Genomic DNA, 13,857 nt, shown 5'->3' with positions numbered 1-13,857 from the left:
GAATGTTGGGTCCTCGACGTGGGCATCGTGAAGGGCGTTGATCCGGTGCGCCTGGACCCACTCAGCGTCACTGACCGGGTTCTCGAGCCAGCGGTAGTACGGCTGGCGCGCAAGCTTCAAGACCCCGCACGCGACCGTGACGGGGATCCCGTCTTCGGCCAGCTCGCTCACGAGCGGGTAGATCATTTTGACGAGCCACCCAGCTTCAGGTTCGCCTGAGACAGGTAGGCCGCCGCTCGACGCAGAACCTCGTTCTCCTGCTCCAGCAACCGGTTGCGACGCTTCAGCTCACGCAGCTCTGCCACCTCGCTGGCGCTCACACCGGGCCGGATGCCGTCATCGATGTCGGCGGCCTTCAGCCAGTTCGTGAGCGTGGCCTCAGCGATGCCGAAGTCCTCAGCGATCTGCTTCAACGTGGTCTTGGAGTCTCGTCCACGGGCGACCGCGACCACGTCATCGCGGAACTCTTGCGGATAGGGAGCAGGCATAGCGACATCCTCTCTCCTGATGCTGCGCACCAGAAGTCAGTTGTCACCTACGGCTGCATCACGCCCGGGAATCTCCGTCCTCCCGGGAAGAAGCGACCCGATCCGACCACCTTCGTCCCACGTCCGTGCGAGACTGCCGGTGGACACTGACGTCATCACGGATTCGAGGAACCATATGGACATCGCGGGAGCATCGGCCATCGTCACCGGCGGCGCATCGGGCATCGGCGCGGCGGTCGCGCGGCAACTGCATGATCGGGGCGCACTCGTCGTCGTGGCCGACCTGAACGAGGACGCGGGGCAGGCGCTCGCGCAGGAGATCGGCGGCGTGTTCATCCGCGTCGACGTCACCGACACCGAGCAGATCAAGACCGCGATCGCCGCCGCCGAGGAGCTCGCTCCCCTGCGCGTCCTCGTCAACTCCGCCGGCATCGGTTGGGCGCAGCGCACGATCGGTCGCGACGGGACCTACGAGTCCGCGCACGACCTCGACGCGTACAAGAAGGTCATCTCGATCAACCTCATCGGTACCTTCGACGCGATGCGCCTCGCCGCCACCGCCATCTCCCGCAACGAGCCGCTGGAGTCCGGTGAGCGCGGTGCGGTCTGCAATCTCGCCTCCGTGGCCGCCTTCGACGGGCAGATCGGCCAGGCCGCCTACTCCTCCTCCAAGGGCGGCATCGTCGGCCTCACCCTCCCCGCCGCACGCGACCTCGCCGCCGCCGGCATCCGCGTCAACACCGTCGCCCCCGGCCTCATCGACACCCCCATCTACGGTGAAGGCGAGCAGGCCGAGGCATTCAAGGCCAAGCTCGGCGAGTCCGTCAACTTCCCCAAGCGCCTCGGACACCCCGAGGAGCTCGCCAGCATGGTGCTCGAATGCGTCACCAACTCCTACATGAACGGCGAGACCGTCCGCGTCGACGGCGCCATCCGCATGCCTCCCAAGTGATCACGGCCCCGTAGGGTCTGGCAGCCGTCAGACCCTACGGGCGCGGACGACCACATCGTTCAGCTCGGTCCGGCCGCGACCGGTCTCGACAACCCGAGTGGTCTCATAACTGGCGTCGACCTCCCACCCGGAACCGCCGAACAACGCCGCGGCGCCGTCGACCGTGGCCGTCGCGTGCTCCGGATGGCCGTGGCCGGCATGGTCGTCATGGCTGTGACCGATGATCAACAGCGTGCCGCCCGGTGCCACCCACTCCCCGATCCGGCGATAGACGTCCAGCTGGCCCGTCGCCGGATGGGCATAGCTCGTCACCACCAGATCCCAGGTCCGCCCCGGCTCCCACGTGGTCAGGTCCGCCTCGACCCACTCGACCGTTCCCTCCAGCCCTGACTCGCGGGCCCGAGCCCCTGCCGTCGCGAGAGCCGATGCCGAGATGTCCGCGCCCGTCACCCGCCAGCCCTGCTGCGCCAGCCACAGCGCCTCTCCGCCGTTGCCGCATCCGGCGTCCAGCGCCCACCCGGCCGTCAGCCCGGCAGTCTCGGTCGCCACATACGGGTTGGCAGGCAACCGGCCAGCACCGACCGCGACACCGTCGGCATTCCAATGCCTCTCCCAGTACTCCCGATCGAAATCGTGTGTCATCTCGTTCTCGTCATGCATCACCCCATCAGCATCGCGCTGGCCGACCAAACTGGCAACTATCTTTGCTGAATGGCAAACTGAGGCCATGAGCGATCTCATCGACGAGACCATGGACGCCGTCGGCCCCCGCCTGAAACACCTGCGACTCCGCCGCGATGTCACGCTCAACCAACTGTCGGACGCGACCGGCATCTCCATCAGCACCCTGTCGCGCCTCGAAGCCGGACTGCGCCGTCCCACCCTCGAACAGCTGCTGCCGCTCGCGCGCTACCACGGCGTCACCCTCGACTCCCTCGTCGACGCTCCACGCACGGCCGACCCCCGCGTGGACCTACGCCCCATCGCCAACAGCGACGGATCGACGATCATCCCCCTCACCCGCAGGCCGGGCGGCATCCAGGCCTACAAGTTCGTCATCCCCGTCGGCGTCGACGACGCAGTCCCCGACCTCCACTCACACGAGGGCTACGACTGGGCCTACGTGCTCAACGGCACTCTGCGACTCATCCTCGGCGACCAGGACCTGCGCCTCTCCCCCGGCGAGGCAGCCGAATTCGACACCCGCACACCCCACTGGTTCGGTGCCACCAGCGCGGGGCCCGTCGAATTCCTCAGTCTCATCGGGCGTCAGGGCGAACGCACCCACATCCGCGCCAGCGGGTGAGCCTCGTCAGGCCAGGCGGGGCGGGAAGCCGCCCGTGGCGACCGGACCCCAACGCTCCGGCGTGATGCGCAGCAGCGACTTGCCCTGGTCGATCATCGCCTGACGGTACTCGTCCCAGTCCGAATGCTCCCCCGAGATGTTCCGGAAATACTCGACGAAGGCGTCCAGTGCCTCATCGCCGTCGACGGCATCGAGCACCTCGCAGGTGCCGTCCACCTGCACCCACGCGTCGTTCCAGTCATCGGAGAGCACCACGACACTGACTCCAGAACGCTCGCGGGCATTGCGGGTCTTGTAGCGCTCGGGATAGGTCGCGATCACCACCCGGCCGGAGTCGTCGACACCGCCGGTCACCGGAGACGCCTGCGGCGTGCCATCGGCGCGCTCAGTGATGAGGATCATCCGATGCCGGGGACGGACGAACTCGAGCAGTCCGTCGAGATCGACCCGGGTGTTCGTCGCGATCGTCGGTGCCATGTCTGCGTTCCTTTCAGTCCGCGTGCTCGCGGTCCGCCGACCGCCGGCGGAAGACGCCACCCGCCCACAACGCCCACAGCACCAGCACCGGCTGGAAGAACAGCCGCGCCAGCCGCTTGCCGTCAGTGTCCAGGCCGAACGCGTCCGTGCCCTCGGCGTACTGGGCGATATTGCCCGGGAAGATCACCACGAAGAACGCCGCCAGCAGCCCGCCGACCAGGCGCTTGCGACGCGGGGCCGCGATGAACGCCGCCCCGAGACCGATCTCCACCACTCCCGAGCCGAGCACTGTGAGGTCCTCGTCGACCGGGAACCAGTCCGGCACCTGTGCCTGGAACTCCTCACGCTGCGTCGTCAGATGCAACGTGCCCGCCGTGACCATGAACGCTCCCAGCAGAAGCCGGGCAGCGGTGCGAACAGCACTCATGGATCGAGCCTAGGTCGGGAATCGGGTGGCCGCCTGTGGAGCACACACCGCCCGGCCGGAGCGGTGGGTGAGCGTCCCTTCTGAAGATCCCAACGGACGCTGACGCACCGGCCGGAGATGAGAACGGACGCATACTCACCGCCCAGGGCACAGGAAGTTCAGAGGGCGGAGGCCGCCAGGCGCAGATCGGTGACCAGACGCTCCAGCTCGGCGTCGTAGTCGCCCCGGTCGCGCAACCGCAGCAACGACGACGGATGGGTCGTGATGACGACGGCCGCACCACCCGTCTCATCGACGTCCTCGATGAGCCCGCCGCGCTCCTCGCCGATACGCACCGGACGACCGAGGACGGCGCGACCCGCCGTCGCACCGAGGCAGACGACGACCCGCGGCCGCACGATCGCGACCTCGGCCTCCAGCCACGGATGGCACGCCTCGATGTGCTCGACGGCCGGCTTGCGATGGATCCGTCGCTTGCCGCGCCGCTCGAAGCGGAAGTGCTTCACGGCATTGGTGAGGTAGGCGTCCGACCGCTCGATACCCGCCGACCGCAGTGCCGCATCCAGCACACGACCGGCCGGTCCGACGAACGGTTCGCCCTCCACGTCCTCGCGATCCCCGGGCTGCTCCCCGACCAGCATCATCCGCGCCCGGGTGTTCCCCACCGATGTCACCGCCTGCGTAGCCTCGCGATACAGCTCGCAACGGCGGCACCCGGCGATCTCCTCGCGCAACTCGCTCAGCTTCGTCATGATGCTAGGAACATAACCCGGTGAGATCGGGACGGCCGCCCAGTCGCTGAACCGTCGCGGCGGCAGCCGCCGTCGCCAACCGCCCGATGTCGACCGCCCCACCGCCCTGTCGCATGCCATGCACGAGCCCGGCGACGAAGGCATCGCCGGCACCCGTTCGATCCACCACGGAGACATCGGCCAGCGGCAGAAGGTGATCTCCTTGCGACCAGACCAGGAGATCGCCAACACCGGGAACGGCGAGGACCACCAGCCCGGGCCCCTCGGCCACCAGCTGACGGCCGAGCGCGGCGGCCTTCGCGACCTCCTCGATCGGTTCGCCCCCGAGGATCGCCGCTTCCTTCCCATCGGCCCGCAGCACGTCGACCCCGGGAAGCAGCTCGTCGCGGCTCCGTCCCTCGACCACGCCATCGGCGACCACCGTCGCTCCCACCCGCTTGGCCGCGCGGACGGCTGCCAGCGCCGGCGCTGCGGGTTGCTGCAGCTGGATCGAGACCGTATCGGTCGCGCTGACCCCGGCGAGAGCATCGATGACATCGGCCTCGGTCACCAGTGCGGTAGCCGGCCGCTGCTCGAACAACCGGCGGTCATCGGAGCCGTCGACCGTGGTGACCATCAAGGCGGTGCTCCCCCGTCGCGCGACCCCGCGGATCCCGACACCATCGGCGGCGAGCTGCTCCAGACACTCAGCTCCCACCTCGTCCTCACCCGCGACGCCGATCAGCTCGACCGTCTCGCCGAGCTGCGCGAGCCCGACCGCCTGGTTAGCGCCCTTCCCACCGAGCATCTCCCGGCGTTCCAGGACCGCGGCCGACGCATCGGGACCGGGATGCTCGGTGACCTGCAGCACGAGATCGCGGCAGATCTCGCCGATCACGACGACACCCATACGAACAGCTCCGGCTCAGGCCCACCGCAGCAGTGCGGCGACTCCGCCGTGGCTCATCGCGGACGAGAGCAGCGTCACCGACGCACCCGTGAGCGCTGCCGCGGCCACCAGCGCACGATCGGCCGGCAACTCGGTCTCGGCCCGCGCACCGGCCGGCAGCGGCACGCCGTCGAGACGATCCGTCGCGATGGTCCGGCCCTCCAGTTCGGCGAGATCGAGCACGAGCCGGTCGACCCGCGACTGAGCCAGCGCGTCGGCCACATCGTTCAGGCCCGTCGCCGCGCCCTCACCTCGTCCGAGCGCCTCGTCGAGCTGCGCGCCCACCTCGGCATCGTCCTCACCCTCTAGATGGGTCATCGCCTCACGGATCTCGTTCCACAGCGCGGTCTCGGAGGACCCCGCCGCGCGGCCGCCGGACTCGATCTCGATGAGCGGCGCCACCGTGGCCTCGTCCTCCTCGCGCAGGGCACGGAGCACCTCCGCTCGCGCCCTCGTCTCCCCCGCGACGAGCGTCACCCTGGTGCCGTGGCGGCGCGCCAGACTGCGCGCCTCGTCCGCCACCAGCCGGGCATTGTGCACCCAGTTGTTCTCGGCAGTCCGCTGGTACTGCTTCTGCGCCCAGTCGCCCTCGGCGACCTTGGTGATGTAGAAGTCCTCCCCCTCGACGGAGGCCTCCTCATCCGCCGGGCCCGGGACCGCGCGATGGATCGAGAGATCGGCGCCGACGCGATCGGCCACCACCAGCAGGAAGGACCTGGCCGCATCCCCCGCGGCGATCCACCCCGCGAGTTGCGGCAACGGAGCCACATCGGCCACCTCCGGCCAGTGGGTATGACCGGGTTGCACGTCGTCGAACACGATCTCATCGGAGGTGGCGAGCACCGTGCGACCCACGTCCCCGGGCAGATGCGTGTTCTCCTGCACACGACGCCCGATCTCGGCGATGAGGTCCGAGGACAGCTCCGCGCTCTCCAGCTCGTGTGAGATCGTCGTCCACCGTGCCTCGAGCTGAGACACGGCATCCTCGCTGTCACGGCCGACCTCGGTGTAGACGGTCACGAAGGGTCCGTCGTGCTCGAAGACCGGCTTGACGGTGTCCAATCGCATGGGCGACTCCTCTCGTCTCGGTGGTGTCCCGGACGTACCCCGTCGCCCCGCGCGGCAAACGCCGGCTCAGCCGAAGGAAGCCGCGGCGATCCCCCGGACATCGGTGGTCGCTGTGATCGTGCAACCGTCGAGCTCACCCGGATCGTCCAACCCGTGGGTCGCGGAGGTCACGAGGATCCGTCCCGGACCTGTACCGCTCAGTGCGATACTCGTCGGCTGCTGCACCGGCACCTCGATCACCTCGCGCAGCACTCCATCGGGCCCGAAGCGCCGCAACTGAGCGGCGCCCCAGATCGCCGACCACACACATCCCTCGGCATCCACGACCATCCCATCCGGCCCGCCATCCTCCACATGGGCGAAGTCATGTGCCGGGCCGAGATCGCCGGTCACCGGGTCGACATCGTAGGCGCGGACCCAGCCCGTCGGGGTATCGGCGAGGAACAGTCGCGAGCCATCGGGCGTCACCGCCGGCCCGTTGGGGATCGTCAACCCGTCGAGCACCCGATGCACGGAGCCGTCGGGATCGACCCGCAGAAGGAACCCGGTGCCCGGCTCGCCGTCATAGGGCATCGCGCCGGCCCAGAACCGGCCGCGGACATCGGCGACCCCATCGTTCATGCGCATCGCGACCGCCGCATCAGCGGCAGGACGGGCGAGCCAGGTCGGCTCGCCCTCGCGGAGCACGACGACGCCCTCGCCCGCCGCGACGATCCATCCGTCACCGTGTTCGGCCACCGCGCCCAGTGGCACGTCGAGCGCGAGCTCCTCATGGGCCCCCGCTCCCGGCTCGCCGCTGGTCGAGAACAACCGTCCGGCCAGCAGGTCGACGAAGACGAACCGCCCCGACGAGAGCCAGCGCGCACCCTCGCCGAGCTCGCAGCGACGATCATCCACGGCCTGCCAGGGACCTGAGACGGCGCTCATCGGATCGCCGCTCCCTCACCGACACTGACCAGGTCGAGCTCATCGCGGGTAGGCAGCCCCTCCCAGTCACCGGCGCTGGCCACCGCGAAGGCGCCGAGAGCGGTGCCTCGCCGCAGCCGCTCACCGACACCGGCACCGTCGAGCACAGCCGACAGGTAGCCGGCGCTGAACGCATCGCCCGCACCGATCGAGTCGACGACCCGGACCCGGTGCGCCGCCACTGACTCCTCACCCTCCTCGGTGATCGCCGTAGCGCCCTCGGCACCGTGCTTGACCACCACATCGCGTGCCCCGGCTGCGACGAGCGCGCGGGCATCGGAGCCCAGCAGTTCCAGCTCGTCCGGCGAAGCGATGACGATATCGGCGTACCCGGCCAGCTCTCGCAGCACCGGCGCCGCCTCGTCGCGGGACCACAATCGCGAACGGAAGTTGACGTCCAGGCTGACGACCGCGCCACCCTCCCGCGCCCGCCGCACCAACAGCGCCAGCGCGTCGCGCGTCGTCGCCGACAACGCCGCCGTCACGCCCGTCACGTGCACGAGCCGAGGTGCCAGGGCCAGCGCGGCATCCACATCCGCGACCCGCCACCGCGACCCGGCGGACCCCGCACGGTGATACTCGACGCGCGTGACATCGGGCAGCCGCTGCTCGAAGATCAACAGTCCCGTGGCTGCCGCGTCGTCGCGCACCACCGTGCTCGTGTCGACGCCCTCTGCTGCGAGCGTCCGCAGGATCAACTCGCCGGACTCGTCGCCTCCGACCCGCCCCGACCACGCCACCCGGTGACCGAGCCGCGCCATCGCGATCGCCACATTGCTCTCCGCTCCGGCGATCGAGACACTCGCCCGACCACCGAGGCGAAGCAGCTGATCGCACCGGATCGCGGTCATCGTCTCACCGGCCGTCAGCACCTCCACGCCGGCGGTCGTCCCGGTCATCGGGCGACCTGGTCCAGGAAGTCGCGGGCGCGCCCCCGCAACTCCTCCAGGTCACCGCCATCGGGCGCGTCGCCGCACAACGGGCTCGCGACGCCGACCGCCACCGCACCGTTCGCCAGATACTCCGGGACCTCCTGGGCCCCCACACCACCCACGGGCACGAAGGGCACATCGGGGAACGGCGCCCGCAGATCCTTCAGATAGCGAGGTCCGGCGACGTTGGCGGGGAAGATCTTGACGGCATCCACGCCGAGCCCGACGGCCGTCACCACCTCGGTCGGCGTCAGCGCACCGCACACGACCGGGACGCCCAGTCCCACCGAGTACGCGACCGACGGGGCCACGGCGGGCGTCACGATATAGGTCGCACCGTGCTCCAGGGCCGCATCCGCCTGCTCGGGAGTGAGTACCGTGCCCGCCCCCAGCTCGATATCGTCGCCGACGGCCGCCCGCACCTCGCGCAGCACCCGCAACGCATCGGCACTCGTCAGCGACACCTCGAACAGCCGCACCCCCTCCTCGGCCAGGGCCAAGGCCGTCGCGATGCTCGCGTCCGGGTCGGTGCCCCGGATGATCCCCAGCAGACGGTGCTCGGCCAGTCTCTCGACGAAGCCCTCGCGCTCGCTCATTCCTCGCGTCCTCTCACCACTCGGCGAATGATCCGTCCGGGTGCTCCCACACCGGACCCTTCCAGTCGTGCCCGCGCGCATCGGCGGCTCGCACCGCGGCCTCGTCCACCTCGATGCCGAGGCCGGGCCGCTCCCAGCGCTCGATCGAGCCACCGGGGAAGGCGAACGGCTTCCTATCGACGACGTAGTCGAGCAGCTCGGCCGACCCGTCGTTGTAGTGGATGCCGATCGACTGCTCCTGCAGCAGGAAGTTGGGGGTCGCGAAGGCGACCTGCAGGCTCGATGCCAGAGCCACCGGCCCGAGCGGACAGTGCGGGGCCAGCAGCGCGCCATACGTCTCAGCGAGCGCGGCGATCCGCCGGACCTCCGAGATCCCCCCGGCATGCGAGAGATCCGGCTGCGCGACGGCCACGCCGGCGTCCAGGACCGTGCGGAAGCTCGCCCGGTCGAACAGCCGCTCCCCCGTCGCGATCGGCACCACCGAGGACCGCACGATCTCCGGCAGGTGCATCGCCAGCTCCGGCAGCACGGGCTCCTCGACGAAGACCGGCGCGTACGGCTCGATCGCGTGCAACAGCCGTCGCGCGTCGGCGGGGCCGACCCGGCCGTGGAAGTCCACCGCCACATCGATGTCATCGCCCACGGCCGCGCGGACCTGCTCGACACGGCCCGCGACCTCGCGCAGGCCCGCCGGGGTCGCGAGGCGATCCCAGCGACCGGTCGCGTTCATCTTGATCGCCGTCAGCCCGGCCTCGACCTGACCGCGCGCGGCCGCGGCGACCGCACGTGGCTCGTCCCCGCCGATCCAGCCGTAGACCCGCACCCGGTCGCGGACCGCGCCGCCCAGCAGCGCGTGCACGGGCACCCCCAGCGACTGGCCGAGGATGTCCCAGAGGGCCTGGTCCAGACCCGCGACGGCGCTGGACAGGACCGGACCGCCTCGGTAGAAGCCGGCCTTGGTGAGGCGCTGCCAGTGGTGCTCGATGCGGCGAGGGTCCTCCCCGAGGAGCAGACCGGAGAGCTCCTCCACGGCCGTGCGGACCGTCGCGGCCCGTCCCTCGACCACCGGCTCGCCCCAGCCCACCAGACCGTCATCGGTCTCGACCCGGCAGAACACCCAGCGCGGCGGCACCGCGAAGGTCTCGATGCGCGTGATCTTCACGCGTCTCCCCCCTGTTCCTCGTCGAGCACGCGCACGACGTCCTCGACACTCTGCTCCAACAGCGCGAGCGCCGCCGCCCGCGCCTCGACGACGTCCCCCGCCTCGACCGCGTCGACCACCCTGCGGTGGCTCGGCAGCGGATCGCTCACGGCGTGGTCGTGCACCAGCTCATCGCGGATGTACAGCGCGGGCTCGACGAAGATCCGCATCTGCGCGAAGAGCTCGTTGTGCGTCGCATCGAGCAGCGCCTGGTGGAACTGCAGATCGGCGTCCGCGGCATCGCGCGGCAGCTTGTCGCGTGCGGCGTCCATCGCCGCGAGGGCATCGCGCAACGCCTGGAGGTCGCGCTCGTCCCGGCGCTGGGCGGCAAGCGCGGCCGCCTCGGGCTCGATCGCCGTGCGCACCTCGGCGAGATCGCGCAAGACCGCGGCGGCGTCACCGGACTGCTGACGCCAGCGGATGACATCGCTGTCGAGCACATTCCACTCGCTACGCGGCCGCACGAACGTGCCGCGCTTCTGCCGCGCATCCAGCAGTCCCTTGGCGGTCAGCACCTTGATCGCCTCGCGCAGCGCCGTGAGCGATACGTCGAACTCCGCGCCGATCGCGGCGAGATCGAGGACCTCGCCGGGGCCGAGGGAGCCGTCGACGATCCGCGCGCCGAGCACCTCGACGGTGCTGCCGTGCACTCCGCGTCCGCGGTATCCGCTCACATCTGCTCCTTCAGTCGGTATCGCATGGTCACGACGAGTTCTTGGTGATGCTCCAGCCGCCGTCGACCGTCACGGTCGAGCCGGTCACGAAGCCCGCCTCGTCGCCGAGCAGGAAGGCGATCACCCCGGCGACCTCCGACGGCTCGCCGATCCTGCCCATCACCGTCTCCGCCGCGCTGCGGCGAAGGTCGTCCTCGCTGAGCCGGTCCCACTGCGCCGTGCGGATCGGGCCCGGGACGACGCAGTTGACCCGCACCTCGCCGCCGTACTGCACCGCGAGCTGGCGCGTCAGCCCCGTCAGCCCGGCCTTGGTCGCGGCATATCCGGGCACGTCCGGAAGACCGAATGCCGCGTGCACGGAGGACACGATGACGATCCGTCCGTCGCGGTGGCGCCGCAGCCCCGGGAGACAGGCCCGCACCCCATGGAACGCTCCCGTGAGATTCACATCGAGCTGGCGCTGCCAGGACTCCGGGTCCATCTCGTGCAGAGGCGTCGGATCCGTGACGAGGGCATTGGAAACGAGGTCGTCGACCTCGCCGAGCTCGTCGCGCACCCGGTCGATGGTCGCCGCCCAGTCCTCGGCCGAGGCGACATCGCTGACATAGCCGCGGGCCGCCGCTCCGATCCGCTCCGCCGTCTGGGTGACGAGGGGGTCGCGATCCAGCAGGGCGACCTTCCATCCCGCATCGGCGAGCCGGCGCGCGGTCGCCTCCCCGATACCTCGGGCGGCCCCGGTCACGACAGCGGTGCGGCTCACTCCCAACCTTCGCTCGCTCATCGGCCCCCCTCCGGCAGTCGTCCCGCGTCGACACGTCGTCCGTCCTCGTGGCGGATCACGACCGCACGCCGGCCGAGCAGCGCCGCGGTAACGAGCACTTCGGTCACCTGACCGGCAGCGATCTCGCCGATCCGCTGGTCATCGTCACCCACGTAGAGCGTGCCGTTGACATAGGCGTGGAAGGCGACCGCGAAGCGGCCGTCACCCTGTGCCGATGGCGCGCTCCAGTGTCCGGCGAACGCCACCGAGCGCACGGGCCGCTCACCGTCGGCGGACGCGCACCGCACCGAGATTTCGAGCTGTCCGCCCGGTTCGATCGTGCGCCGCGGGGAGAGCACCTCGACCTCGACGATGCGGGCCGGCGGCAGGAGATCGCCCAGGTGCGCGATGGGCTGCTCCAGCGGATGCTCCATCCACACCTCGACGCGAGAACCGCCGTCGGGATACTCGCCGCCCTCGTCGACCGGCACCACCTGGGTGGTGGTCGATCCGCCGGCCGCGTGGGCCAGCCATCCGGTGGCGGTCGGGAAGCCGAGCTTGCCGACGACATCCTGATGGGCGAGATAGACGATGCCCGGGGCGGCCACCTCAGCCGAAGGAGCACCCGTGCCGATAGCCAGTTCGACGGTTCGCGCGTCATCGGGCGCCACCCCGACCCACACGCCGCCGCTGCCGGGCGCGTCGGCGGCGCGCTGGGTCACATTCCACAGCGACCAGCTCACCGGCCCGTCGGACACATTGGTCCCTCGCAGCGTGAGCTCATAGGCCGACTCACCCGGTCGTAGCACGATCTCCCGCTGCAGACGCAGTCCGGAACGAGCATCATCGGCACTCGTCATCGTGAGGACGGCGGCACCGTCGACTCCGATATCCGTCGACCACGCGTACGGACCGGAGTCGAGCACCGGATCGGGCGGTCCCGCCCACTCCCCGGGTCCTGACCACCCCTGCGGGGCCGGCCAGGTCTTGTCGCCGCCGTAGTTCGACCACGCGCTCATCGGGCCGTCGTGCGGTTCGATCCGGTGGCCGTCGCGGGGATGCAGGTCGTCATCGAGCAGATCCGCGTTGCGCCACAGGGTCTCGTGCCCGTGCAGCGCGACGCTCAGCAGGCGTCCCCCGGCCGCCGGCACGACACCGAGCCGCAGGATGCCGTTGTCCAGCCAGACCACCTCCGGCCGACCAGCGGCACGGTCGACCGAGACGGAGGGAAGCACTGCCGTGGTCACACGTCTCCGTCCGCCACGAAGACCACCTTGCCGTCGCTGGCCCCCGCCGCGAGCGCGAAGGCGGCATCGGAGTCCTCCAGGGCGAAACGGTCGCTCACGATGGCCTCGGGACGCAGCCCCCAGGACACGAGATTCTCCGCCAGCTCCGTCATCGCCGGAAGCGAGGTCACCCAGGAGGCGTGCAGCGTCAACTGCTTGTGCAGCAGGGTGTCCGACACCTCGGTCACCAGTTCGCCGCCCTCACCGACCAGCGAGACGTGCCCCCACTCGGCTGCCCCGTCGAGGGCCGACGAGCGGCCGGGGGCGGTGCCCGAGGCATCGATCGTGAAGCCGTATCCGCGGCCGCCGGTCAGATCCATCGCGGCGGACAGCTCCTCGGGATGGAAGGTCGCGTCGAAGACCCCGAGCCCTTCGGCCCAGGACCGGCGCCCCGTGCTCGGCTCGAGGCCGACCACGCGCCGAGCCCCCATGCCCCGGCCGAGCATGCCGGCCGCCAGGCCGACCGGGCCCAGGCCGACCACGAGCAGATCCCCCTCGCCGCTGACCCGGATACGCCGCAGTCCCTCATAGGCGGTACCGAATCCGCAGGCGATCAGCGCACCGTCGACATACGAGAGCTCATCGGGCAACGGCACGCAGGTCCGCTCCTCGGCCAACACATAGGAGGCGTTCCCTCCATCGCGCTGCCAGCCGTAGGCGGCTCGCGCCTCGGAGCTGCAGGAGATGTAGAACCCGCGACGGCAGTTGTCGCACAGGCCGCAGCCCGCGATGTGGTAGACGATCACGCGGTCGCCGACGCCGAAGCGCCGGACTCCCTCGCCCGCCGCGACGATGCGGCCTGACGGCTCGTGCCCGCTGACGACGCCGCGATACGCGGGTCCGTCCACCCCCTTGTGGGTCTTGTAGCCGCGGTAGATGTAGCCGATATCGCTGCCGCAGATGCCTGAGGCTCCGACATGCACGAGCACCTGGCCCGGGCCGGGCGTGGGGACGGGGACCTCGCGACGCTCGGTGCTCGACGTGCCCGGCAGGTAGACCCCGGTCATCGTGCTCGGAATCGTGGTGGTCATGGGACGATCCTCT

Annotated in this window: 17 protein-coding genes; 2 read left to right on the top strand and 15 right to left on the bottom strand. The window is 70.3% G+C overall.

Features of this window, described 5'->3' with window-relative positions:
- Nucleotides 1–182: 182 nt before the first annotated feature.
- Nucleotides 183–488: a transposase gene (locus FNM00_RS19015; protein WP_221933691.1), complete on the bottom strand. Its 306-nt coding sequence runs from the start codon at nt 486–488 to the stop codon at nt 183–185.
- A 175-nt stretch (nt 489–663) separates the two neighbouring features.
- Between FNM00_RS19015 and FNM00_RS10880 the strand changes: the two genes are divergently transcribed.
- Nucleotides 664–1,440, top strand: coding sequence for an SDR family NAD(P)-dependent oxidoreductase (locus tag FNM00_RS10880; protein ID WP_143913522.1), 777 nt, complete (start codon nt 664–666; stop codon nt 1,438–1,440).
- Between the two features lie 27 nt (nt 1,441–1,467).
- Here the strand turns inward: FNM00_RS10880 and FNM00_RS10875 are convergent, their stop codons facing one another.
- Nucleotides 1,468–2,082: a class I SAM-dependent methyltransferase gene (locus tag FNM00_RS10875; RefSeq protein ID WP_143913521.1), complete on the bottom strand. Its 615-nt coding sequence runs from the start codon at nt 2,080–2,082 to the stop codon at nt 1,468–1,470.
- 85 nt (nt 2,083–2,167) lie between these two features.
- On the opposite strand from FNM00_RS10875, the gene FNM00_RS10870 reads away from it, so the two are divergent.
- Nucleotides 2,168–2,746, top strand: a complete 579-nt coding sequence (locus FNM00_RS10870) for a helix-turn-helix domain-containing protein (RefSeq protein ID WP_143913519.1) — start codon at nt 2,168–2,170, stop codon at nt 2,744–2,746.
- Nucleotides 2,747–2,752: 6 nt separating this feature from the next.
- On the opposite strand, the gene FNM00_RS10865 is transcribed toward FNM00_RS10870, so the two are convergent.
- The 13 genes from FNM00_RS10865 to FNM00_RS10805 all read right to left on the bottom strand — a co-directional run bounded on the left by FNM00_RS10865 (nt 2,753) and on the right by FNM00_RS10805 (nt 13,844).
- Nucleotides 2,753–3,223, bottom strand: coding sequence for a PPOX class F420-dependent oxidoreductase (locus FNM00_RS10865; RefSeq protein WP_143913517.1), 471 nt, complete (start codon nt 3,221–3,223; stop codon nt 2,753–2,755).
- 13 nt (nt 3,224–3,236) lie between these two features.
- Nucleotides 3,237–3,650, bottom strand: coding sequence for a DoxX family protein (locus tag FNM00_RS10860; protein WP_143913515.1), 414 nt, complete (start codon nt 3,648–3,650; stop codon nt 3,237–3,239).
- Between the two features lie 158 nt (nt 3,651–3,808).
- On the bottom strand, nt 3,809–4,402 hold the full coding sequence (locus FNM00_RS10855) for a UdgX family uracil-DNA binding protein (protein WP_143913513.1): 594 nt from the start codon (nt 4,400–4,402) through the stop codon (nt 3,809–3,811).
- A gap of 4 nt (nt 4,403–4,406) precedes the next feature.
- Nucleotides 4,407–5,291, bottom strand: a complete 885-nt coding sequence (locus FNM00_RS10850) for a PfkB family carbohydrate kinase (RefSeq protein WP_143913511.1) — start codon at nt 5,289–5,291, stop codon at nt 4,407–4,409.
- 15 nt (nt 5,292–5,306) lie between these two features.
- Nucleotides 5,307–6,398, bottom strand: coding sequence for a baeRF2 domain-containing protein (locus FNM00_RS10845; protein ID WP_143913509.1), 1,092 nt, complete (start codon nt 6,396–6,398; stop codon nt 5,307–5,309).
- Nucleotides 6,399–6,464: 66 nt separating this feature from the next.
- Nucleotides 6,465–7,325: an SMP-30/gluconolactonase/LRE family protein gene (locus FNM00_RS10840; protein ID WP_143913507.1), complete on the bottom strand. Its 861-nt coding sequence runs from the start codon at nt 7,323–7,325 to the stop codon at nt 6,465–6,467.
- Nucleotides 7,322–8,263 carry a sugar kinase gene (locus FNM00_RS10835; protein ID WP_221933689.1) on the bottom strand — a complete coding sequence of 314 codons (942 nt, stop codon included), beginning with the start codon at nt 8,261–8,263 and terminating at the stop codon, nt 7,322–7,324. The genes FNM00_RS10840 and FNM00_RS10835 overlap by 4 nt, the downstream gene beginning before the upstream one ends.
- Nucleotides 8,260–8,892 carry a bifunctional 4-hydroxy-2-oxoglutarate aldolase/2-dehydro-3-deoxy-phosphogluconate aldolase gene (locus tag FNM00_RS10830; protein WP_143913505.1) on the bottom strand — a complete coding sequence of 211 codons (633 nt, stop codon included), beginning with the start codon at nt 8,890–8,892 and terminating at the stop codon, nt 8,260–8,262. Before FNM00_RS10830 ends, FNM00_RS10835 begins: the two co-directional genes overlap by 4 nt.
- Nucleotides 8,893–8,905: 13 nt before the next feature.
- On the bottom strand, nt 8,906–10,054 hold the full coding sequence (dgoD, locus tag FNM00_RS10825; protein WP_143913502.1) for a galactonate dehydratase: 1,149 nt from the start codon (nt 10,052–10,054) through the stop codon (nt 8,906–8,908).
- On the bottom strand, nt 10,051–10,767 hold the full coding sequence (locus FNM00_RS10820) for a FadR/GntR family transcriptional regulator (RefSeq protein ID WP_143913500.1): 717 nt from the start codon (nt 10,765–10,767) through the stop codon (nt 10,051–10,053). Before FNM00_RS10820 ends, dgoD begins: the two co-directional genes overlap by 4 nt.
- A 28-nt stretch (nt 10,768–10,795) precedes the next feature.
- Nucleotides 10,796–11,548 (bottom strand): SDR family NAD(P)-dependent oxidoreductase, encoded by a 753-nt coding sequence (locus tag FNM00_RS10815; RefSeq protein ID WP_143913498.1) that lies wholly within the window; start codon nt 11,546–11,548, stop codon nt 10,796–10,798.
- On the bottom strand, nt 11,545–12,774 hold the full coding sequence (locus tag FNM00_RS10810) for a DUF4380 domain-containing protein (protein ID WP_221933688.1): 1,230 nt from the start codon (nt 12,772–12,774) through the stop codon (nt 11,545–11,547). Before FNM00_RS10810 ends, FNM00_RS10815 begins: the two co-directional genes overlap by 4 nt.
- Nucleotides 12,771–13,844, bottom strand: a complete 1,074-nt coding sequence (locus FNM00_RS10805; RefSeq protein WP_143913496.1) for a zinc-dependent alcohol dehydrogenase family protein — start codon at nt 13,842–13,844, stop codon at nt 12,771–12,773. The genes FNM00_RS10810 and FNM00_RS10805 overlap by 4 nt, the downstream gene beginning before the upstream one ends.
- Between the last annotated feature and the right edge of the window lie 13 nt (nt 13,845–13,857).

This window comes from Aeromicrobium piscarium (assembly GCF_007421815.1).
In the GTDB taxonomy this organism is placed as follows: domain Bacteria; phylum Actinomycetota; class Actinomycetes; order Propionibacteriales; family Nocardioidaceae; genus Aeromicrobium; species Aeromicrobium piscarium.
Note: the sequence above shows the minus strand (reverse complement) of the source record. Positions and strands in the feature narration are given on the sequence as shown.